Annotated in this window: 20 protein-coding genes; 7 read left to right on the top strand and 13 right to left on the bottom strand. The window is 68.5% G+C overall.

Going from position 1 to position 21,234, the window contains the following annotated elements; all coding sequences use genetic code 11:
- Positions 1-102: 102 nt before the first annotated feature.
- From argA to VL129_RS09210, 4 genes are all read right to left on the bottom strand, one after another.
- Positions 103-1,407: an amino-acid N-acetyltransferase gene (gene argA, locus VL129_RS09225; RefSeq protein ID WP_325412329.1), complete on the bottom strand. Its 1,305-nt coding sequence runs from the start codon at positions 1,405-1,407 to the stop codon at positions 103-105.
- A gap of 26 nt (positions 1,408-1,433) precedes the next feature.
- The gene (gene argE, locus VL129_RS09220) at positions 1,434-2,585 is read right to left on the bottom strand and encodes an acetylornithine deacetylase (protein ID WP_325412327.1); all 1,152 of its coding nucleotides are present in this window, start codon (positions 2,583-2,585) and stop codon (positions 1,434-1,436) included.
- Between the two features lie 86 nt (positions 2,586-2,671).
- The gene (locus tag VL129_RS09215) at positions 2,672-3,937 is read right to left on the bottom strand and encodes an inorganic phosphate transporter (protein ID WP_325412325.1); all 1,266 of its coding nucleotides are present in this window, start codon (positions 3,935-3,937) and stop codon (positions 2,672-2,674) included.
- Between the two features lie 39 nt (positions 3,938-3,976).
- Positions 3,977-4,654, bottom strand: a complete 678-nt coding sequence (locus VL129_RS09210; RefSeq protein ID WP_325412323.1) for a TIGR00153 family protein — start codon at positions 4,652-4,654, stop codon at positions 3,977-3,979.
- A 150-nt stretch (positions 4,655-4,804) separates the two neighbouring features.
- Between VL129_RS09210 and VL129_RS09205 the strand changes: the two genes are divergently transcribed.
- Together VL129_RS09205 and tfpB are read left to right on the top strand one after the other, a co-directional pair.
- On the top strand, positions 4,805-6,175 hold the full coding sequence (locus VL129_RS09205; protein ID WP_325412321.1) for a CYTH domain-containing protein: 1,371 nt from the start codon (positions 4,805-4,807) through the stop codon (positions 6,173-6,175).
- A 183-nt stretch (positions 6,176-6,358) separates the two neighbouring features.
- Complete coding sequence (gene tfpB, locus VL129_RS09200; RefSeq protein ID WP_325412319.1) at positions 6,359-8,125, top strand: type IV pilus assembly ATPase TfpB; 1,767 nt, start codon at positions 6,359-6,361, stop codon at positions 8,123-8,125.
- Positions 8,126-8,242: 117 nt separating this feature from the next.
- On the opposite strand, the gene VL129_RS09195 is transcribed toward tfpB, so the two are convergent.
- Positions 8,243-8,956 (bottom strand): murein L,D-transpeptidase catalytic domain family protein, encoded by a 714-nt coding sequence (locus tag VL129_RS09195; RefSeq protein WP_325412317.1) that lies wholly within the window; start codon positions 8,954-8,956, stop codon positions 8,243-8,245.
- A gap of 179 nt (positions 8,957-9,135) precedes the next feature.
- Here VL129_RS09195 and VL129_RS09190 point away from each other — a divergent pair, with 179 nt between their 5' ends.
- On the top strand, positions 9,136-10,710 hold the full coding sequence (locus VL129_RS09190) for a L,D-transpeptidase family protein (RefSeq protein ID WP_325412315.1): 1,575 nt from the start codon (positions 9,136-9,138) through the stop codon (positions 10,708-10,710).
- Positions 10,711-10,756: 46 nt separating this feature from the next.
- The gene (locus tag VL129_RS09185; protein ID WP_325412313.1) at positions 10,757-11,056 is read left to right on the top strand and encodes a DUF2388 domain-containing protein; all 300 of its coding nucleotides are present in this window, start codon (positions 10,757-10,759) and stop codon (positions 11,054-11,056) included.
- 154 nt (positions 11,057-11,210) lie between these two features.
- Here VL129_RS09185 and gcvH read toward each other — a convergent pair whose 3' ends face one another.
- The 4 genes from gcvH to VL129_RS09165 form a co-directional block, all read right to left on the bottom strand.
- Entirely contained in the window at positions 11,211-11,594 is a 384-nt protein-coding gene (gcvH, locus tag VL129_RS09180) for a glycine cleavage system protein GcvH (protein WP_325412311.1), read from the bottom strand.
- 35 nt (positions 11,595-11,629) lie between these two features.
- On the bottom strand, positions 11,630-12,709 hold the full coding sequence (gene gcvT, locus VL129_RS09175; protein ID WP_325412309.1) for a glycine cleavage system aminomethyltransferase GcvT: 1,080 nt from the start codon (positions 12,707-12,709) through the stop codon (positions 11,630-11,632).
- Between the two features lie 152 nt (positions 12,710-12,861).
- On the bottom strand, positions 12,862-14,472 hold the full coding sequence (locus VL129_RS09170; RefSeq protein WP_325412308.1) for an ABC transporter permease: 1,611 nt from the start codon (positions 14,470-14,472) through the stop codon (positions 12,862-12,864).
- A gap of 104 nt (positions 14,473-14,576) precedes the next feature.
- On the bottom strand, positions 14,577-15,578 hold the full coding sequence (locus VL129_RS09165; RefSeq protein WP_325412305.1) for an extracellular solute-binding protein: 1,002 nt from the start codon (positions 15,576-15,578) through the stop codon (positions 14,577-14,579).
- A 205-nt stretch (positions 15,579-15,783) separates the two neighbouring features.
- Between VL129_RS09165 and VL129_RS09160 the strand changes: the two genes are divergently transcribed.
- Entirely contained in the window at positions 15,784-16,269 is a 486-nt protein-coding gene (locus VL129_RS09160) for a sn-glycerol-3-phosphate transporter (protein WP_325412303.1), read from the top strand.
- A 4-nt stretch (positions 16,270-16,273) separates the two neighbouring features.
- Here the strand turns inward: VL129_RS09160 and VL129_RS09155 are convergent, their stop codons facing one another.
- The 4 genes from VL129_RS09155 to VL129_RS09140 are packed head-to-tail and all read right to left on the bottom strand — an operon-like array spanning position 16,274 to position 20,577.
- Positions 16,274-17,491 carry a 2-octaprenyl-3-methyl-6-methoxy-1,4-benzoquinol hydroxylase gene (locus VL129_RS09155; RefSeq protein ID WP_325412301.1) on the bottom strand — a complete coding sequence of 406 codons (1,218 nt, stop codon included), beginning with the start codon at positions 17,489-17,491 and terminating at the stop codon, positions 16,274-16,276.
- Between the two features lie 14 nt (positions 17,492-17,505).
- Entirely contained in the window at positions 17,506-18,690 is a 1,185-nt protein-coding gene (ubiH, locus tag VL129_RS09150; RefSeq protein WP_325412299.1) for a 2-octaprenyl-6-methoxyphenyl hydroxylase, read from the bottom strand.
- The gene (pepP, locus tag VL129_RS09145) at positions 18,690-20,021 is read right to left on the bottom strand and encodes a Xaa-Pro aminopeptidase (protein ID WP_325412297.1); all 1,332 of its coding nucleotides are present in this window, start codon (positions 20,019-20,021) and stop codon (positions 18,690-18,692) included. Before pepP ends, ubiH begins: the two co-directional genes overlap by 1 nt.
- Before the next feature lie 13 nt (positions 20,022-20,034).
- Complete coding sequence (locus tag VL129_RS09140; protein ID WP_325412295.1) at positions 20,035-20,577, bottom strand: UPF0149 family protein; 543 nt, start codon at positions 20,575-20,577, stop codon at positions 20,035-20,037.
- 145 nt (positions 20,578-20,722) lie between these two features.
- On the opposite strand from VL129_RS09140, the gene VL129_RS09135 reads away from it, so the two are divergent.
- Entirely contained in the window at positions 20,723-20,932 is a 210-nt protein-coding gene (locus VL129_RS09135; protein WP_325412293.1) for a TIGR02449 family protein, read from the top strand.
- Positions 20,929-21,225 (top strand): cell division protein ZapA, encoded by a 297-nt coding sequence (locus VL129_RS09130; protein WP_325412291.1) that lies wholly within the window; start codon positions 20,929-20,931, stop codon positions 21,223-21,225. Before VL129_RS09135 ends, VL129_RS09130 begins: the two co-directional genes overlap by 4 nt.
- Positions 21,226-21,234 lie beyond the last annotated feature (9 nt).

The raw sequence follows: 21,234 nt of genomic DNA, 5'->3' as shown, positions 1-21,234 counted from the left end.
AGGGGGCTTCTCTTCGTTCCGTTGAAGGGTGGCGGGCGGCAAGATGCCCGCCATGTCCGATGTCATAGCGCCATTATTGTGCGACAAGCCCGACGTGTCGCGCTACGGGTCCAGGCGCTTTTCGAACACCTTCGACTGGCGCTGATAGTTGTACAGCGAGGCGCGCGCGGCCGGCAGGCGTTCCACGCCGCTGGCCTGGAAGCCGCGCTCCTGGAACCAGTGGGCGGTGCGCGTGGTGAGCACGAACAGGGTCTTCAGACCCAGCGCGCGAGCGCGCTCCTGGATGCGCTCGAGCAGCGCATCGCCGCGATGGCCATGCCGGTAGTCGGGATGCACCGCCAGGCAGGCCAGCTCGCCCCAGTCGGAATCCGGCACCGGATACAGCGCGGCGCAGGCGATGATCAGGCCGTCGCGCTCCACCACGCTGAACTGGCCGATCTCGCGCTCCAGCACTTCCCGGGAACGGCGCACCAGGATGCCCTGCTCCTCCAGCGGGCGGATCAGCTCCAGCAGCCCGCCGACGTCGGCGATGGTCGCCTCGCGCAGCGATTCGAACTGTTCCTGGTCGATCAGCGTGCCGCTGCCGTCGCGGGTGAACAGTTCGTTGAGCAGCGCGCCATCCTGGGCGTAGCTGACCATGTGGCAGCGATTGACCCCGCCCCGGCAGGCGCTGGCGGCGGCCTTGAGCAGGCTGGCCTGGTAGCTGACGCCAAGCCGTTCCAGGTGCTGCGGCACCTGCTGCGGGCGCAGCTCGCGAATCAGCCGTCCGTCCGCGTCCAGCAGGCCCTGTTCGGCGCCGAACAGCAGCAGCTTGTCGGCACCCAGCTCGATGGCGGCGCGGGTGGCGACGTCCTCGCAGGCCAGGTTGAAGATCTCCCCGGTGGGCGAATAGCCGAGCGAGGAGAGCAGCACGATGCTGCGCTCGTCCAGCTGGCGGCCAATACCCTTGCGGTCGACGCGCCGCACCTCGCCGGTGTGCTGGTAGTCGACGCCATCCAGCACGCCGATCGGCCGCGCGGTGACGAAGTTGCCGCCGGTGACGCGCAGCCGCGCGCCCTGCATCGGCGAGGCGGCCATGTCCATGGACAGCCGCGCCTCGATGGCGATGCGCAGCTGGCCGACCGCATCGATCACGCACTCCAGCGTCGGCTGGTCGGTGATGCGCAGGCCCTGGTGGAAGCGCGGCGTCAGCCCGCGCTGCGCCAGGCGCGCCTCGATCTGCGGGCGCGAGCCATGCACCAGCACCAGGCGCACGCCCAGGCTGTGCAGCAGCACCAGGTCGTGGACGATGTTGCCGAAGTTGGCGTGCTCGACGGCATCGCCCGGCAGCATCACCACGAAGGTGCGCTCGCGGTGCGCATTGATGTAGGGCGAGGAATTGCGGAGCCAGCTGACGTAGTCGTGCATGGAAAAGTGACCTGTCGGATGAGGCGTCAGACGATGGGTTGCAGGCAGTAGTGCTCGATCAGCCGGCGCAGCAGTTGCACGGTCGGCTCGATGCGCTCCAGGGCCAGGTATTCGTCCGGCTGGTGGGCGCAGTCGATGTCGCCGGGGCCGAGCACCAGGGTCTGGCAACCGAGGCGCTGAAGATACGGCGCCTCGGTGCCGAACGCCACCGCTTCGGCGGCGTGCCCGGTGAGGCGCTCGGCCAGGCGCACCAGCTCGCTGTCGGCGGGTTCCTCGAAGGGCGGCAGCTCGGGGAACAGCGGGGCGAAGTCCATGCGCACCTGATGCCGCTCGGCCACTGGCCGCAGCCGCTCGCGGATCGCCGCGCGCAGGCTCTCGGCGTGCATGCCGGGCAAGGGGCGCAGGTCGAAGTCCAGCGCACAGCGCCCGCAGATGCGGTTGGGGTTGTCGCCGCCGTGGATGCAGCCGAGGTTGAGGGTCGGCACCGCCACCCGGAACAGGCCGTTGTGGTGCTCGCGCTGCCATTCGGTACGCAGCGCCAGCAGCTCGCCGATGGCCGCGTGCATGGCTTCCAGCGCGCTGTGGCCGAGGCTTGGGTCGGAGCTGTGGCCGCTCTGCCCGATGATCTCCAGACGCTCCATCATCACGCCCTTGTGCAGGCGGATGGGTTTGAGCCCGGTCGGCTCGCCGATCAGCGCCGCGCGACCCAGCGGCCGGCCCGCGTCGGCCAGCGCGCGGGCGCCACTCATGGAGCTTTCCTCGTCGCAGGTGGCGAGAATGATCAGCGGCTGGCGGAACGGCTGATCGAGCAGGCCGCGCACGGCCTCGATCACCAACGCGAAGAAACCCTTCATGTCGCAGGCGCCCAGTCCGTACCAGCGGCCGTCGCGTTCACTCAGCCGCCAGGGATCGCTGCGCCATAGCGCCGGATCGCAGGGCACGGTGTCGCTGTGCCCGGCCAGCACCAGCCCGCCGGGACCGCTGCCGCGGCTGGCCAGCAGGTTGAACTTGCCGGGCTGCACCTGCTGGACGTCGCACTGAAAGCCCAGGGCGCTGAGCCAGCCCTCAAGCAGGGCGATGACCTCGCGGTTGGACTGATCGAGGGACGGCTGGGTGCAGCTCACCGAGGACGCGGCGATCAGCGCGGCGAATTGCTGCTCAAGCGAGGGAAGGGACATCGACCATCTCCGTGCGTGCGGTCAACCAGCGCGGAGTGAAGCACGAAAGACGCCATGCCGGCGAGGCATGGCGTCTGCGCGGGCGATCAGATGAAGATCGCGCGGAAGATCAGGAAGAACAGGATCGAGAAGGCCGCGCCCACCGGCAGGGTCACCAGCCAGGAGGTGAAGATCTTGCCGATCACGCCCAGGTTCAAGGCGCCGATACCGCGCGCAATGCCGATGCCCAGTACCGCGCCCACCAGGGTGTGGGTGGTGGAGATCGGCAGGCCGAGGGCGGAAGCGCCGACCACGGTGGTGGCCGTGGCCAGCTCGGCGGCGAAGCCACGGCTGGGGGTCAGCTCGGTGATGCCCTTGCCGATGGTGGCAATCACCCGCCAGCCATAGGTGGCCAGGCCGACCACGATGCCGATGGCGCCCAGCAGCAGCACCCAGCCCGGCACGGCGGACTTGGCGCCGACCATCATGTTGCCGCCGGCCTCGATGGCGCCGACCACGGCGGCCAGCGGGCCGACCGCGTTGGCCACGTCGTTGGCGCCGTGGGCGAAGGCCATCGAGCAGGCGGTGAAGATCATCAGCACCGCAAAGACCTTCTCGACGCTGGCGTAGTGGAAGGTCTTGTCGGCTTCCTCGTCCACCTGGATGCGGCTGAGCAGGGCGATGCCCAGCAGCGCCACCAGGGCGCCGATGCCCAGCGAGAACAGCAGGCTCTCGGCGCCGCTCAGGTTGATGCCGACGTGCTTGAGGCCCTTGCTGAAGGTCATGATCGAGACCATGAAGCCGGTCAGGAACATGTACACCGGCACGTAGCGCTTGGCCTTCTGGAAGGGGTTATCGGTGTTCATGATCAGCGCCTGCACGCTCATGAACAGGCCGAAGGCGATCACCCCGGACATGAACGGCGTCACCACCCAGCTGGCGACGATCGGGCCGATGGCTTCCCAGTGCACCGCGTCGACCGACACGCCGACCGCGCCGAAGCCGATCACCGCGCCGACGATGGAGTGGGTGGTGGAGACCGGCCAGCCTTTCACCGAGGCGATCAGCAGCCAGGCGCCGGCAGCCAGCACCGAGGACATCATGCCGAGGATGAACAGGTCCGGAGGAATCTCGCTGGCGTCGAGGATGCCGTTCTTGATGGTTTCGGTCACTTCACCGCCGGCGAAGTAGGCCCCGCAGAACTCGAAGACCATGGCGATGAGGATCGCCTGCTTGATGGTCAGTGCCTTGGAACCGACCGAAGTGCCCATGGCGTTGGCCACGTCGTTGGCGCCAACCCCCCAGGCCATGAAGAAACCGAACGCGCAGGCGAGCACCAGCAGCACGAAGCCGTAGTCCGCGACAAGAGACATAACGAATTACCTGTGAATACCTAAAAAGGACGCTGGCGCTTAGCGCGCCAGCAGTTGTTCCAGACGATTGCCGACACGCTCGGCGCGGTCGGCCACGTCGCCGACCCACTCGATGATCTTGTACATGAACATCACATCGACGGGCGGAAGGTCCTTTTCCAGCGCATACAGCGCGCGCCGAATGGTGATCTGCATGCGATCGGTGTCGCGCTCGATTTCCTCGAGTTCCTCGACCATCTTTTCGACCAGCGCCACCTCGCGACCGCTGAAACCGGTCTCCAGCAGCCCATCCAGCTCCTTGAGCGCCTTGAGCGCCTGGGCACTGGCTTCGACGCAGCGGCTGACATAGTTCAGCATCGGCGCCTGCAGCGGCTGGGGGATGACCATGGTGCGCCCGAGCATCAGCCCGGCGATGTCCTTGGCGCGGTTGGGAATCTTGTCCTGCACGCTGAGCAGATCGAGCAGGTCCGAACGCGGCACCGGCAGGAACAGGCTCTTGGGCAGGTGCTGGCGAACGTCCTTCTTGAGCTTGTCGGCCTCGTTCTCCATCCGGGCCATGTCCTTCTGGAGCTGCTCGACGCGCTCCCAGTCCTCGGCGATCACCGCCTGGAAGAAGGGGACCAGTTGAGCCGCGCATTCGTGCGCCTTGGCCATATGCTGCTGCATGGGGCCGATGGGCGAACGCCCGAACAGGCTGACGAAGGGGTTGGTTGGCATAGGGGGGACCCTGTTTGAAAGATGCCGGATTATAAGAGCCGCCTCGCGTTGCCGGCCAGTTCGCGTCACTGATCTGAAACAATTTTACGCATGTGACGCCCGCCGCCCGTGCTGCCCGTACAATGCACGCCATTTTCGCGAGACTCCTCCATGAACAAAGAAACCGAGATCAAACTGCGCGCCAGCCGCGCCACCCTGGCGACGCTGCGCGACCACCCGCTGCTGGCCGGGCGCAACCGCAGCGGCTGGCAGCGCGTCGAGCTGTACAACCAGTATTACGACACCGCCAACCGGGACTTGGCTCACGCGCGCGTCGCGCTGCGCCTGCGCCGCGACGGCGAGCAGTTCATCCAGACCCTGAAGAGCCGCGGCCAGAGCGTGGCCGGGCTGTCCGAGCGCAACGAGTGGGACTGGTACCTGCAACGCCCCGAGCTGGACCCTGCGCTGCTTGGCGACGACTGCTGGCCGGCCAGCCTGGCCGAGCTGGACAAGGCCAGCCTGCAGCCGCTGTTCACCACCGACTTCGTGCGCGAAAAGGCCGACATCGGCTGGGGCGAGGGGGAGGATGAGGTGCTGATCGAGGCCGCCCTGGACCTGGGCAAGGTGCTGGCCGACGGTCGCGAGGAAGAGATCTGCGAGCTGGAGCTGGAGCTGCGCAAGGGCCGCCCCGAGGCGCTGCTGGAGCTGGCCATCGGCCTGGCGGCCGACCTGCCGCTGGTGCCCTGCGACATCAGCAAGGCCGAGCGCGGCTACCGGCTGTTCGACGCCGGCAGCTACAGCCTGAGCCTGCCGGCGCCGGCGCTGCACGCCGAACAGCCGCTGGACGAGGTGTTCGCGGCGCTGGCCTGGCACCTGCTGGGCAGCAGCCAGCGGCTGGCCGAGCAGTACCGCTTCACCGGCCATTGGAAACTGCTGGAGCAGTGGCTGCAGCAACTGATCGACCTGCGCGCCCTGCTCGGCAGCCTCGGCCAGGCCGCACCGCGGGTCAGCAGCCACGCGCTGCGCGAGGCGCTGGATGCGCTGCTGGCCGACTGGCGCCCGCGCCTGACGGCCGGACAGCTCGACGAAGCGGCCCGCCAGGCCGCGCCGCAGCAGTTCGCCGCCGAGCTGGACGACACCCGCTGGGGCCTGTTCTCGCTGCAACTGGCGCACTGGCTGCTCGCGCGCAGCTGGACCCAACAACGCAACCCGCGCGGCACCCGCGCCGGCGCGGCGGCCATCGGCCGCTGGCTGAGCCAGTTCCTGCACGAGGAAATCGGCGTCCTGCCGCTGGAGAATTACCAGCGCCAGCCGAGCGAGCTGCCCGAGCAGCTGCCGCGCCTGGAACGCATGCTGGTCTGGCTGCGCCTGGCGCGTGGCGTCTTGGAGGTGGCCGAGACCGACCGCCTGTACGGCGAGCTGCACAAGCTGCATGAACTGGCGGTGCAACCTGTGGGCGTTGACGACGAGACCACCCTGCCGGCCCGCGCCGAGCAGGCCAAGCGCGTGTGGATGCTCAAGGCCTGGAAGGCGTTGAAGTAAGGCCTGCACAACCCCTGTAGGAGGGGCTTCAGCCGCGAGCTTTCGGGGCGCATCGCGGCTGAAGCCGCTCCTACAGCCGTTCCCACAAGAGCCACTCCCGCGCGCGGACTGTGCAAGGGCGCACCGCTCCATTAACGGCGAATCGCTAACCTGCCGAACCATCGTTCTCAGCAGGAGCCGCCCATGTCCGCTTCCACCCCGCCCATCGCCGACCGCTGGCTGGAACTCGGCGGCCTGCTGCGCGAGCTGGTCGCCAGCGGTCGCCTGAGCCAGGACGGCGCCGAGCAGTGCCTGGCGCGCCGGGGCGCCGCCACGGGGCGCCCGCACCCGCTGGAAATCATCGCCGCCCAGCAGCTGGACGACCTCGCCCAGCCCGGCCGCACGCTGGACCTGGAAACCCTCACCCTGTGGCTGGCCGAGCAGAGCGGCCAGTCCTACCTGCGCATCGACCCGCTGAAGATCGACGTCGCCGCCGTGATTCCGCTGATGTCCCATGCCTTCGCCCAGCGTCACCGCATTCTTGCCGTCGCGCTGGACAATGAAGCGGTGACCATCGCCAGCGCCGAGCCTTACGTACAGGGCTGGGAAGCGGACCTGCGGCATGTGCTCAAGCGCCCGCTGCGCCGGGTGGTGGCCAACCCGGCGGACATCCAGCGCTACACCCAGGAGTTCTACCGCCTGGCCCGCTCGGTGAGCGGCGCGGCCGGCCTGGATCAGAAGATCAGCGGCATCGGCAACTTCGAGCAGTTGCTCAGCCTCGGCGCCAGCGACCAGGAGCCGGACGCCAACGACGCGCACATCGTCAACATCGTCGACTGGCTGTTCCAGTACGCCTACCAGCAGCGCGCCAGCGACATCCACATCGAACCGCGCCGCGAGCAGGGCACGGTGCGCTTTCGCATCGACGGGGTGCTGCACACCGTCTACCAGCTGCCGCCGCAGGTGACCCTGGCGGTGATCAGCCGCCTGAAGAGCCTCGGCCGCCTGAACGTGGCGGAAAAGCGCAAGCCGCAGGACGGTCGCATCAAGACCCGCACCCCGGAGGGCGGCGAGGTGGAACTGCGCCTGTCCACGCTGCCGACCGCTTTCGGCGAGAAGATGGTGATGCGCATCTTCGACCCCGAGGTGCTGCTCAAGAGTTTCGATCAGTTGGGCTTTTCCCCGGAAGACCTGCAGCGCTGGCAGGCCATGACCCGCCAGCCCCACGGCATCATCCTGGTCACCGGCCCCACCGGCTCGGGCAAGACCACCACGCTGTACACCACCCTCAAGCAGCTTGCCACGCCGCAGGTGAACGTCTGCACCCTGGAAGACCCGATCGAGATGATCGAGCCGACCTTCAACCAGATGCAGGTACAACCTCAGATCGACCTGGGCTTCGCCAGCGGCGTGCGCGCGCTGATGCGCCAGGACCCGGACATCATCATGATCGGCGAGATCCGCGACCTGGAAACCGCCGAGATGGCCATCCAGGCCGCGCTCACCGGCCACCTGGTGCTGTCCAGCCTGCACACCAACGACGCGCCCAGCGCCATCACCCGCCTGCTGGAGCTGGGCGTGCCGCACTATCTGCTCAAGGCCACGCTGCTCGGCATCATGGCGCAGCGCCTGGTGCGCACCTTGTGCCCGCACTGCAAGGCACCGGCGCAGATTGCACCGGCGGACTGGCAGGCGCTGACCCGACCCTGGAGCGCGGCGCCGCCCGCTGGCGCCCAGCGCGCCGTGGGCTGCGCGGAATGCCGCGACACCGGCTACCGGGGCCGCGCCGGCGTGTATGAAATCCTGCAGCTGAGCGATGCGCTCAAGCCGCTGATCCACCCGGACATGGACCTCAACGCCCTGCGCCACGCCGCCTTCAAGGACGGCATGCGCAGCCTGCGGCTGTCCGGCGCGCACAAGATCGCCGCCGGGCTGACCACCGTGGAAGAGGTATTGCGGGTAACGCCGTAAGGCCTGAGCTGAATAGGTAGGAGCGGCTTCAGCCGCGATAGACGGTACGCGACCCCGTCGCGGCTGAAGCCGTTCCTACAGTGTCAGAGGTGATCGACGCGAGCGCACCGCCCTGCCTCAACCGTCCGAGCGCTGCCCGAGAATGCCGGCCACCCGCTCCGGCTCGCAGTTCAGGTAGGCGGAGCTCTGCAGCCACTGCTGATCCGGGTACCAGGCGAACAGGTACTGGCCGCCCTTGAGGCTATCGACCACCATGCGCCCGACTTCCGGGCGCACCGCAGGGCAGCCCTGGCTGCGGCCGATACGGCCCTGGCTGGCGATCCACTGCGGGTTCACGTAGTCGGCGGGATGAATGACGATGGCGCGCTCGCGGGCCCGATCGTTGATCCCCGGCTCCAGGCCATCCATGCGCAGCGAGTAGCCGTGCTTGCCCCGGTAGCTTTCCGCCGTGCGGAACAGCCCCAGGCTGGACTGATGGCTGCCTTCCCGGTTGGAAAAGGCCGTCGCCAGGTTGTTGCCCGACTTGTTGCCATGCGCCACATAGTCCTTGAGCAGCAGACGTTTGCTGCGCAGATCGAAGATCCACAGCCGGCGCTTGCTGGAGGGCAGCGAGAAGTCGATCACCGCCAGGCGGTCGGCGGCCTCGGCACCGTAGTTGACCGCGCACTGCATGGCCGAGAGGGCATGCACCAGCACCTGCTTGTTCAGCTTCGGGGCGCTGCGGGCCAGCTCATCGGCCAGCGGCGTGGAGGGGACGGCCGCCAGCAGCGGCATACCGGGCAAACAGAGCCCGGCGGCGAGCAGCAGCGCTCGTCGCAGAAGGGACGTCATTGGCAAAGGCCTCGTGGTTACGACTCCAGACATCCTGTCTCGTAGCGGCGTTAGCCTGCCTATACTTTTCGGGGACTCTCGTTGTTGGCGCCACCGCGTAGGCTGGCGGCGCGCTTGAAGGTATCCGGAGCGTTGGTTTGTATAAAAAACGCGCAGCATTGTATCTGAGCACCTGGCTGTTGACGGCTCCGCTTGTCGCGTGGGGTGCTCAAGACGTCATCAGTGCCGGGCCGCCGCTTCGCCAGGCGCTGGAGCAATCGCTGTGCCCGATCCCCGTCGAGCAACAGGCTCGCCAGCGACTGCGGGTCTTCTACGAACTCCTCGACCATCGACCGCAGTGGCAGGCCGCCGGCCGCCTCGACGGCCTGGCCCGGCAGCTGGAACAGCTGGCCGATGATGGTCTTGACCCCGCCGACTACCTGCCGGTTCGCTCGCCGGCCACGCTAACCGACCCGCTGCAACAGGCCTGTGCCGAGCTGCGCGCCAGTCATGGCTATCTGCAAGCACTGCAGCACCTGAGCCTGGGTTACCTGCCGCGCACCGGGCTGGACCCCCTCTGGCGCCTCGAACCCCTTGGCGACGAACGGGTCAGCCTGCTGATCCTGGCACTGGGCGGTCTCGACGACCTGCCCGGCGCCTTTGCCCAGGCCCGACCGTCCCTGCCCCAGTACCAGGCGTTGCGCGCGCACTATGCTCGGCAGCGCAGCCAACCCCTGCCACCGTTCGAAGCCCTGCCGAGCGGTCCGCTGCTGCGTCCCGGCCAGAAGGATGCCCGCACGCCGCTACTGCGCCGCAGCCTGTTCCATGCCGGCTATCTGCCCGACGAGCTCACCCCGCCCGGCGCCGACCCGCTGCGCCACGATCCCAAGCTGGTCGCCGCGCTGGAGCGTTTCCAACAGCGGCACGGCCTGAAGGACGACGGCGTCCTCGGTCCGGCGACCCTGGCCGAGCTGAACATCGGCCCGGCCCAGCGCCGCGCCCAGCTGCGCGTCAATCTGGAGCGCTGGCGCTGGCTGGCCGGCGACATGGAGGCCAACCTGCTGGTGGTGGATATCGCCGGCGGGCGCCTGTTGCTCTATCGCGACGGCGAGCCGGTCTGGGAGACGCGCACCCAGGTGGGCCGCGCCGATCGTCCGACGCCGCAGCTCAAGTCGCGTATCGCGCGGCTGACCCTTAACCCGACCTGGACCGTGCCACCCACCATCCTGCGCGAGGACAAACTGCCGCAGATCCGCCGCGACCTCGGCTTTCTCGCCCGTCATCAGATGAGCGTCCTCGACCACCAGGGGCGCCGCCTGGATCCCCATGCCGTGGACTGGTCCCGTCCGCGCGGCATCCTGCTGCGCCAGGCCGCCGGGCCCAGCAACCCGCTCGGCAAGGTGGCGCTGCGCTTCGACAACCCCTTTTCCGTGTACCTGCACGACACGCCCAGCCAGCGCCTGTTCGCCGAGGCGCAGCGCACCTTCAGCTCCGGCTGTGTGCGGGTGGAGCATGCGCTGGGGCTGATCGATCTGCTGCTGGTGGACGGCGAACACGCCCGGGTCGGCCGCCTGCTGGACAGCGGGCGCACCCACGAGTACCGCCTGGTGCGGCCCATGCCGATCCTGATGGCCTACTGGACCGTCGAGGTGGACAGCGACAACCGGCTGCGTTTTCGTCCCGACCTGTACCGTCTGGACGCCGCGCTGCAGCAGGCGCTGGCCCGCGACCCTCCGCCGGAGCAGCGGAACTTCACGGCCGGCAGCGGCTTCTGAGCTGCATCGGGGGAGTGTCTGCCCCCTTTGTCCGGGAGCCGCTGTCATGCGTTCCGTTACCGCACTGTGCTGTGCGTCGCTGCTGGCCCTGCCAGGCCTGGCCCTGGCGCGGGATGCCAGCGATTACGCCACCTCGGCGGGGATTTCCGCCTCGCTCTATTCCACCTTCAAGGACGACAAGCTGATGGTCGCCGCCCGGGAGGATGCCGGTGCCTTCGTCGCCAGCGCCGGAGCCATGCGCGGCGCCTATCTGGAAGCCGCGCTGCGCCAGCTGCGCGAAGCCCGGCCGGACCTGGCGTCGCACAGCGACCTGCAGCTGGCTGCTGCATTGCTGGCACAGGAGTAGGGGACAGAAGCCCGCCCCAGGGCACATGACTTCACTCCGCCGGCCGGCGTAAAGCCGGCCCCACAGGGAAAGGTGCAAGCTGCGGGCGGGGGGGATTGAGCGTGTGCTGCAGGCCGGCGTTAGCCGGCCCTACAGACGGAAGGAACAGGTGATCTCAGGCCCCGGCGACCTGTTCGTAACCGGCGGCGTCCAGCAGCTGGTCCAGCTCGGCACTGTCGGTCGGGCGCAGTTGATAGAACCAGCTGCCGTAGGGTTCGCTGTTGATCAGTTCCGGGCTGTCCACCAGGGCGCCGTTCACCGCCACCACCTCACCGCCTACCGGGGCATAGATATCCGAAGCGGCCTTCACCGACTCCACTACCCCGGCCTGCTCGCCGGCGCGCAGGGTACGACCGATTTCCGGCAATTCCACATACACCACGTCGCCCAGCGCTTCCTGGGCATGGTCGGTGATGCCCACGGTGACGATGCCGTCATTCTCCAGGCGTGCCCACTCGTGAGTGGCGGCATATCGCAGATCGGCGGGGATATGGCTCATGTCGGTTCCTCTCTAGTGGGATGTCGCAGTAGCAATCAGATCAGGATGCGGCCGTGGCGCACGAAGGGCGGCTGGATCACCCGCACCGGATGCCACTTGCCGCGGATTTCCACCTCGGCGCGCTCGCCGGTGGCCATCGGCAGGCGGGCCAGGGCGATCGACTTGTTGAGGGTCGGCGCGAAACTGCCACTGGTGATTTCGCCGTCACCGATGCCTTCCACGCGCACCGCCTGATGGGCGCGCAGCACGCCGCGTTCTTCCAGCACCAGGCCAACCAGCTTGCGCGTCACGCCGGCCTCGCGCTCTGCTTCCAGCGCGGCGCGGCCGATGAAGTCGCGGCCTGGCGTCCAGGCCACGCTCCAGGCCAGGTTGCTGACCAGCGGCGAGACGTTTTCGTCGAGGTCCTGGCCGTACAGGCCCAGGCCGGCCTCCAGGCGCAGGGTGTCGCGGGCGCCCAGACCGATCGGCGCGATGCCGGCGCCGACCAGTTCGTTGAAGAAATCCACCGCTTCGCTGGCCGGCAGCATCACTTCCAGGCCGTCTTCGCCGGTGTAGCCGGTACGCGCGATGAACCAGCCGCCTTCCTCCAGCCCCTGGAAGGGCTTGAGCTCCTTGATCAGCGCGGCGCGGGCGATGGTCACCTGGGCGCTGAGCCGGGCGCGTGCGTCCGGACCCTGCACGGCGAGGATCGCCAGGTCGTTGCGCTCGCGCAGCTGCACCGCGAAACCGGTGGCCTGCTGGCGCAGCCAGCCGGCCAGGCGCTGGCGGGTGGCCGCGTTGCTGACCAGGCGGTAGCCGTCGAGGGTCAGGTAGACCAGCAGGTCGTCGACCACGCCGCCCTGTTCGTTCAGCGCCACGCTGTACAGCGCCTTGCCGGGACAGTCCAGGCGCGCCACGTCGTTGGCCAGCAGGCGCTGCAGGAAGGCCTGCGCCTGGGCACCGCTCACGTCCACCACGCGCAGGTGGGACACATCGAACACGCCGCATTCGCGACGCACCTGATGGTGCTCCTCCACCTGGGAGCCGTAGTGCAGCGGCATCTCCCAACCGCTGAAGTCGATCATCTTGGCCCCGAGGGCAAGATGCAGGTCGTACAGAGGCGTACGTTCACCCATGGGTCTCTCCTTGCTGACGTGATTCCGCGACGGGCGCGGCTGCGTCGAATGGCGCGCATTGTAGCCGGCCGATGTGGCGAAAGCACGACAAGGGGCCCGACCGGCGTGACGGCCAGACAAGACCCCGGCCCGTTGCGGAAAGTTCCGCAGGCTCAGCGCCGCGCCGAGCGGCGGATCAGCAGGATCACCGGCAGCAGGCCGACCGCCACCAGGGTCAGCGCCGGCAGCGCGGCGCGCGCCCATTCGCCCTCGCTGGTCATCTCGAAGATGCGCACCGCCAGGGTGTCCCAGCCGAACGGGCGCATCAGCAGGGTGGCGGGCATTTCCTTGAGCACGTCGACGAACACCAGCAGCGCCGCGCTGAGCACGCCGGGCAGCAGCAGTGGCAGGTAGACCTTGAAGAACAGCGCCGGACCGCCGACGCCCAGGCTGCGCGAGGCTTCCGGCAGTGACGGACGGATGCGCGCCAGGCTGTTTTCCAGCGGACCGTAGCCGACGGTGAGGAAGCGGATCAGATAGGCCACCAGCAGCGCGCCGAGGCTGCCGAGCAGCAGCGGCTTGCCGGCGCCGCCCAGCCAGGCGGACAGCGGCACCACCAGATGGGTGTCCAGGTAGCTGAAGGCGAGCATGATCGACACCGCCAGCACCGCGCCGGGCAGCGCGTAGCCGAGGTTGCCGATCCCGACCGCCGTGCGGATGACCCGCGTGGGCGCCTGGCGGCGGGCGAAGGCCAGCAGCAGCGCCACGCTCACCGTGATCAGCGCCGCCATGCCGCCCAGGTAGAGGGTGTGCAGGATCAGCGCCGCGTAGCGCTCGTCCAGATCGAAGCGCCCGCGCTGCCACAACCACACCAGCAGCTGCAGCAGCGGGATGACGAAGGCACAGAGGAACACCAGCGCGCACCAGCCGCTGGCCAGCGCCGCCTTCCAGCCGCTCAGCCGGTACAGGGCCTTGCCGCGCGGCCGTTCACTGACCGGCCGGCTGGCGCCACGCGCGCGGCGCTCGCCGTACAGCACCAGCATCACCGCCAACAGCAGCAGGCTGGCCAGCTGAGTGGCGCCGGTCAGGCTGTAGAAGCCATACCAGGTCTTGTAGATGGCGGTGGTGAAGGTGTCGAAGTTGAACACCGAGACAGCGCCGAAGTCGGCCAGGGTTTCCATGATCGCCAGCGCCAGACCGGCGCCGATCGCTGGCCAGGCCATCGGCAGCGCAACGCGCCAGAACGCCTGCCAGGGCGTCTGCCCGAGCACCCGGGCGGCTTCCATCAGCCCCTTGCCCTGGGCCAGGAAGGCCGAGCGGGCCAGCAGGTAGACGTAGGGGTAGAACACCAGCACCAGCACCAGGATCACCCCGCCGGTGGAGCGCACGCGCGGGAAGCGCAGGCCGCTGCCGAACCAGTCGCGGGCCAGGGATTGCAGCGGGCCGGAGAAGTCGAACAGGCCGATGAACACGAAGGCCAGCACATAGGCGGGAATGGCGAAGGGCAGCATCAGCGCCCAGTCCAGCCACTTGCGCCCGGGGAACTCGCACAGCGCGGTGAGCCAGGCCAGGCTGACCCCCAGCACGGTCACGCCGACACCCACGCCCAGCACCAGGATCCCGGTGTTGCCGATCAGCCGGGCCATCTGGGTTTCCCACAGGTGGCTCCAGATCTCGCCATCCACCTCGTGCCAGCTGAACAGCAGGATACTCAGCGGCAGCAGGACCAGCGCGGCCACGCTGAAGGCGACGGGGTACCAGCGGCGCTGGATCGGATGAGGCACGCGCAAACTCCTGGCGGCTCGGAAACGACGACGCCCCGAACGGGCGGGGCGTGCAAGTTAACCAGCGGCGGCGGGGCGGTTGCAACCGCTCCGCCGCCGGGCGATCAGCGCCAGCCCACCCGGTCCATCAGGCGGATGGCTTCGGCCTGGCGCTTGCCAGCCACTTCCACCGGAATGCTGTCGGCCTTGAAGCTGCCCCAGCTGGCGACTTCCTTGGAAACCTTGCCCTTGGGATTGGCCGGGAATTCCATGTTGGCGCCGGCGAAGATCGCCTGGGCCTGCTCACCGGTCATCCACTCCACCAGCTTGCGGGCGCCTTCCGGGTTCGGCGCATGGGCGGTCAGGCCGATGCCGGAAAGGTTCACGTGCACGCCACGGTCGTTCTGGTTCGGCCAGAACAGACGCACCTTCAGGTCCGGGTTCTGGGCGTGCAGGCGGCCGAAGTAGTAGGTGTTGACGATGCCGACGTCGCACTGGCCGGCATTGATGGCGTTGACCACCGAGTTGTCGTCGGAGAAAACGTCGGTGGCCAGGTTGCCGACCCAGCCCCGCAGGATCTGCTCGGTCTTCTTCTCACCGTGGGTTTCCAGCAGGGTGGCGGTCAGCGACTGGTTGTAGACCTTCTTGCTGGTGCGCAGGCACAGGCGGCCTTCCCAGTTCTCGTCGGCCAGCGCCTCGTAGGTGCTCAGCTCGCCCGGTTTGACTCGCTCAGTGGAGTAGACGATGGTCCGCGCGCGCAGCGACAGGCCGGTCCAGGCGCCGCTGGCGGCGCGGTACTGCGGCGGGATGTTGGCCGCCACCACGTCGGACTTGAGCGGCTGCAGGATGCCCATCTGCTCGGCCTGCCAGAGGTTGCCGGCATCCACGGTGAGCAGCAGGTCGGCGGGGGTGTTGGCGCCCTCGGCCTTGATGCGCGCCATCAGCGGAGCTTCCTTGTCGGTGATGAACCTGACCTTCACCCCGGTTTCCTTGGTGTAGGCGTCGAACACCGGCTTGATCAACTCGTCGATGCGCGAGGAATAGACCACCACATCATCGGCGGCCTGGACCTGACCGATACAGACACCCAGCGCCAGGGTGGCAAACAGCGCGTTACTGACCCGCATGGCAATGCCTCTCGTTTCCGGTAAGAGAAATTGCCACAGATGATAGTGACTATCAGTTAACACCACAACGCGTGTTTTCGCCGCAGGCATGCGGCCCGCACGCTGGTGCGCTTCTTGCAATCGGCCCCGCCCGCGTCAGAGGCCCGCCAGTACACGCCGTGCCGGCTCCGCCGACGCCCCTTGTTCCCTGCAGTAAGGCTGTATCTTGAAACGTTCCATCTTTCGCGCCACCTGTGCGCTCATCGCACTGGCTAGCCTGGGGGCCGAGGCCCAGGACCGGGATTCCCACGTGCTGAGCCTGCATTACGGTCCCTATGTACATCACTGGGAGCCGGATCCCCGCCACAACGACACCCCCGACCTGTTCGGCCTGGAAGTCGAACGCCGCGATGGCTGGCTGGCCGGCGCCATGTGGTTCCACAACTCCTACCATCAGCCGAGCCAGTACTTCTACCTGGGGCACCGCTGGTCATCCGAGCGGGTTCCCGGCCTCTACGTCAAGCTGACCGCCGGCCCGCTGCTGGGCTACAAGGGCGAATACGAAGGCAAGATTCCGGTCAACCGCGACGGCGTCGGCCTGGGGGTGATTCCGGCGCTCGGCTATCAGTACCGGCGCGTCAGTGCCCAGTTCGCGATCCTGGGCACCGCCGGCTACATGATCACCGTCGGCAGCGATCTGTTCAGCTGGTAAGGGCTCAGCCCCGCGCCAGCTCCGGCAGGTCGCCGTCCAGGCCCAGGGCCTGACGCACGAACAGCGACTTGAGCAGGTGATGGCGGTCGGCCAGGCGCAGACCGGCGTTGCGCAGCCAGCGCAGCGCCGGCAGGTCGGCCTGGAACAGGCGCTCGAAGCCTTCCATGGACGCCATCATCGCCAGGTTGTAGGGCATGCGCCGGCGCTCGAAGCGCGCCAGCACGCGCTCGCTGCTCAGCGGCTCGCCACGCGCCCGGGCCTTGAGCAGCTCCTCGGCCAGCACGCCGGCGTCCAGGAAGCCCAGATTGACGCCCTGCCCGGCCAGCGGGTGGATGACATGCGCGGCGTCGCCGATCAGCGCCAGTCCGGGTGCGATGTAACGTTTGGCGTGGCGCTGGCGCAGCGGGATGCACACGCGCGGATCGACCTCCAGCACCTCACCCAGGCGGTATTCGAAGGCCTTGCCCAACTCGGCCCGGAAGGCCGGCTCGTCCAGCGCGATCAGCCGCTCGGCCTCGGCCGGCGTGCACGACCAGACGATCGAGCACCAGTGACGGTCGCCGTCGCGATCCAGCGGCAGGAAGGCCAGCGGACCGTCATCGGTGAAGCGTTGCCAGGCGGTCAGCCCGTGCTCCTCGGCGCAGCGCACGCTGGTGACGATGGCGTGGTGGAAATAATCCCACTCGCGGGTCTCACAACCGGTCATGCGCCGCACCGCCGAATTGGCGCCATCAGCGGCCACCAGCAGCGGTGCCTGCAGCTCGCGGCCATCGGCCAGGCTCACCCGCCAGCCGGCCTCGCCCTGCTGCAGGCGCTCGACGCGCGCCTGGCCGAGCAGCCGCACCGGGCCGTCGCGCAGACAGTCGAGCAGAGCGTCCTGCACCACGCGGTTCTCGACGATGTGCCCGAGCACCTCGGCATGCACGCTGGCGGCGGAGAAACGGATCTGTGCGGTGCCCGAGCCGTCCCAGACCTGCATGTGCGCATAGGGACTGCAGCGCCGGGCCTGAATGCCCGGCCAGGCGCCCAGGCCTTGCAGCAGATTGCGACTGGCCGCCGACAGGGCGCTGACGCGCGGCTCGAACGGCGCCGCCGGCTCGAACGGCCGCGGCTCAAGCGCGGCGCCGTCCACCAGCAGGATGTCCAGGCCGCTGTCCTTGAGGGCCAGCGCCAGGGCGCTGCCGACCATCCCGGCGCCCACGATGATGATGTCCGCGTGCATGTCAGTCCCTCGTCCTAAATGATGCGGGCGCCCAGGCCCATGGCCTGGCGGGCGAAGCCGTGCTTGGCCGCTGGCAGCAGATCCAGGCCGAGCAGCCCCAGGTGACGCGTCTGGTTGAGCAGCGGCAGGTTGGCGCCGAACAGCCGGGTCAGGCGGTCGGAGAAGCCGATGGTCAGGTCCTGATCGAGGCGCTGGCGGGCCTCATAGCGAGCCAGCGTGGCCAGGCTGCCCAGCGGCTCGACGCTTTCCAGCAGGGTTTCGGCCAGGGCCAGGGCATCGCGCAGGCACAGGTTGAAGCCCTGGCCGGCAATCGGATGCAGGCTGTGCACCGCATTGCCCAGCACCACCAGGTGCGGGCGCACCTGCTCGCGGGCTTCCACCAGCGCCAGCGGGTAGAGATGCCGGGAGCCCACATGCTGGAAACGCCCCAGGCGGTAGCCGAAGGCCTGCTGCAGCTCGGCGAGGAATGCCGGCTCGGGCAGCACCTGCAGGCGTTCGGCATCCTGTGGCGCGCGGGTCCAGACCAGCACGCAGCGGTTGTCGAGGAACGGCAGCAGCGCCATCGGCCCCTGGGCGGTGAAGCGCTCGAAGGCTTCGCCACCATGCGGCAGGCTCGGCGTGACGTTGGCGATCAGCGCGCTCTGCCCGTAAGGCCGGCGCTCGACGGCAATGCCCAGCCGCTCGCGCAGTCCGGAGCGGCCGCCGTCGGCCAGCACCGCCAGGTCGCAATCGAGCGTGGCGCCGTCCTTGAGCCGCAGCCGGTAACCGTCCGCCAGCGCCTGCAGGTCGGCCACCTCGGCCGGGCAGCGCCAGCTGACCACCTCGGGATCCAGCGCCTGCCACAGGCACTGGCCGAGCCAGGCGTTCTCCGCCACATAACCGAGCGCCGGCACGCCCTCGTCAGCGGCGTGCATGCGCGTGGCACCGAAGCGCCCCTGTTCGGAGACATGGATATGCAGCAGCGGCTCGGCGCGCGCAGCCAGCTGCGACCACAGGCCCAGGCGCTCGAAAATCAGCCGGCTGCCATAGGCCAGCGCGGAGGAGCGTGCGTCATAGCTGGGCTGGTAACTGTCGCCCGGCGCGAAGGGCTCGATCAGCACGATGCGCCAGCCGCGCGCCCGAGCGCCGTCCTGCAGGGCCAGGGCCAGGCTGGCGCCGACCAGTCCACCACCGATGATCGCCAGCTCGACCCGTTCCATCAGTCGTGCTCCCGGGTAGCAGCCATCAGCGCCTCGATGGCGGCGACCGACTTGGGCACCTCGCCGGTGAGAATCTCGCACCCGTCGACGGTGACCACCACATCGTCCTCGATGCGCACACCGATGCCGCGCCAGCGCGGCTCGACAGCCGGGCTATCCACGGCGACATAGATGCCCGGCTCGACGGTCATGCACATGCCCGGCTCCAGCTCGCGCCACTCGCCATTGACCTTGTAGTCGCCCACATCGTGTACATCCATGCCCAGCCAGTGGCCGGCGCGGTGCATGTAGAACGGCTTGTAGGCCTCGCTTTCGATCAGCGCGTCCACCTCGCCCTGCAGCAGGCCGAGCTTCACCAGGCCGCCGGTGATCACCCGCACGGTGGCGTCGTGCGCCTCGTTCCAGCGCTTGCCGGGGGCGATGTGCTTGCAGGCTTCCAGGTTGGCCTCGAGCACCAGCTCGTAGATGGCCTTCTGTTCCGGCGAGAAACGCCCGCCGACCGGGAAGGTGCGGGTGATGTCGCTGGCGTAGCAGTCGATCTCGCAGCCGGCGTCGATCAGCACCAGATCGCCGGCGTTGAGCGCGGCGTCATTCTCCCGGTAGTGCAGAATGCAGGCGTTGCGGCCCCCGGCGACGATCGAGCCGTAAGCCGGCAGACGCGCACCGCCCTTGCGGAATTCGTATTCCAGCTCGGCTTCCAGCTGGTACTCGTACAGCCCGGCGCGGCTGGCGCGCATGGCGCGCACGTGGGCACGGGCGGACACCTGCGCGGCGTAGCGCATGACCTCCAGCTCCGCCGCGGACTTGCGCAGGCGCAGCGGATGCAGCAGCTGGTCGATAGCGACGAACTCGCGCGGCGCCGTCACGCCCTGGCGGGCCTTGGCGCGCACCTGGTTGGCCCAGCCCAGCACCCGCAGGTCGAATCCGTCGTCCTGGCCGACGGCGTAATAGACCCGCCGGCGGTTTTCCATCAGCGACGGCAGCAGCGCGTCGATGGCCTGGATGGAAAAGGCATCGTCGGCGCCGTAGTCGCGCACCGCACCGTCCTGGCCGGCGCGTCGCCCATCCCACAGTTCACGCTCCGGATCACGGTCGCGACAGAACAGGATGTACTGCCCCTCCTCGCGGCCGGGCACCAGCACCAGCACCGCTTCCGGTTCCGGGAAGCCGCTCAGGTATTGGAAGTCGCTGTCCTGGCGATAGGTATGCTCGACGTCGCTGTTGCGCAGCTGCAGCGGCGCCGCCGGCAGGATGGCGATGCTGCCGGGCTCCATGCGCGCCATCAGCTCGGCGCGGCGGCGGGCATATTCGACTTGCGGGATGCGGATCATCGGCAGCTTCCGGTCAGTGCAGGGCGGGTTTGGCGTCGGCGGCGGCCGGCTTGGCGCATTCGGCGAACAGCAGCAGCGGCGCCACGCGCAGGTATTCCATGACTTCCATATAGTCGCTCTCGCCGTCCTCGGACTCGTCCAGTGCGCTCTGCACCTGGGCGATGGCGGCCAGGTCCTGCAGCACTTCCATGGCTTCGGCGGACAGCGCCTGCTCGCGCGGCGCCAGGCCGAAACCGGAAAGGAAGCCCTGGCACCACTGGCCCAGCGCATCGGCGCGTTCGGCCAGCGGCGCGTCATCGTTGGGCAACAGCAGCAGCACGGCGAACTCGCCGCCAGCCAGCTCGCCCTTGACCATTTCCTGCAGCCCCAACAGGGCCTGGCGCACGTTGTCCTGCGGCTCGCTGCCCAGCAGGTCGCGGGCATCTTCCAGCCAGCCATCGGCATCGAATCCCAGGCCCGCGCAACTGCGACCAACCAGCAGGCCGTGCAGTTCGGCGGGGGAAACGGAGTGACCGGAGGAAGCGAGCAGGGCGGCGAAGGCGGCGTAGGGCGACATGACAACTCTGGGACGGGGATAAGGAGGCTCCGTATCCTAGCAGCCCCGGGCAGGCAAGGCAGCCCTGGCGGGCGCCGCGCGGGGTGTTTGACCCCCGTGCGTTCTCCTCCCTATAGTCGGAGCCCCGTTGCCACCCCGAGCCCTCATGGACACCACCGAACTGCAGCGCCTGGCAGCGAAACTCGACGAGCTGCTCGAACATCATGAGCGCCTCAAGGCCCAGAACCGCCTGCTGCTGGCCAACGAGAAAGCCTGGCGCGAAGAGCGCGCCCAACTGATCGAAAAGAACGAACTGGCCCGCCAGAAGGTCGAAGCGATGATTTCCCGCCTCAAGGCCCTGGAGCAGGACTCATGACCCCATCCACCACCGTCACCGTCACCATCCTCGACAAGGAATACTGCATCGCCTGCCCGAGCGATGCTCGCGCCAGCCTGGAAAACGCCGCGCGCTTTCTGGACGGCAAGATGCGCGAGATCCGCCTGAGCGGCAAGGTCATCGGCTCCGAGCGCGTCGCGGTCATGGCCGCGCTGAACATCGCCCACGACCTGCAGCGCCTGCAACAGCAACACCAGCAGCAGGACAGCCTGGCCCGCGAGCAGGTGCGCGAGCTGCTCGACCGGGTCGATACCGCCCTGGGAAGTGACTGAGCACGGTCA

This window comes from Pseudomonas sp., assembly GCF_035497915.1.
Lineage (GTDB): Bacteria > Pseudomonadota > Gammaproteobacteria > Pseudomonadales > Pseudomonadaceae > Serpens.
Note: the sequence above shows the minus strand (reverse complement) of the source record. Positions and strands in the feature narration are given on the sequence as shown.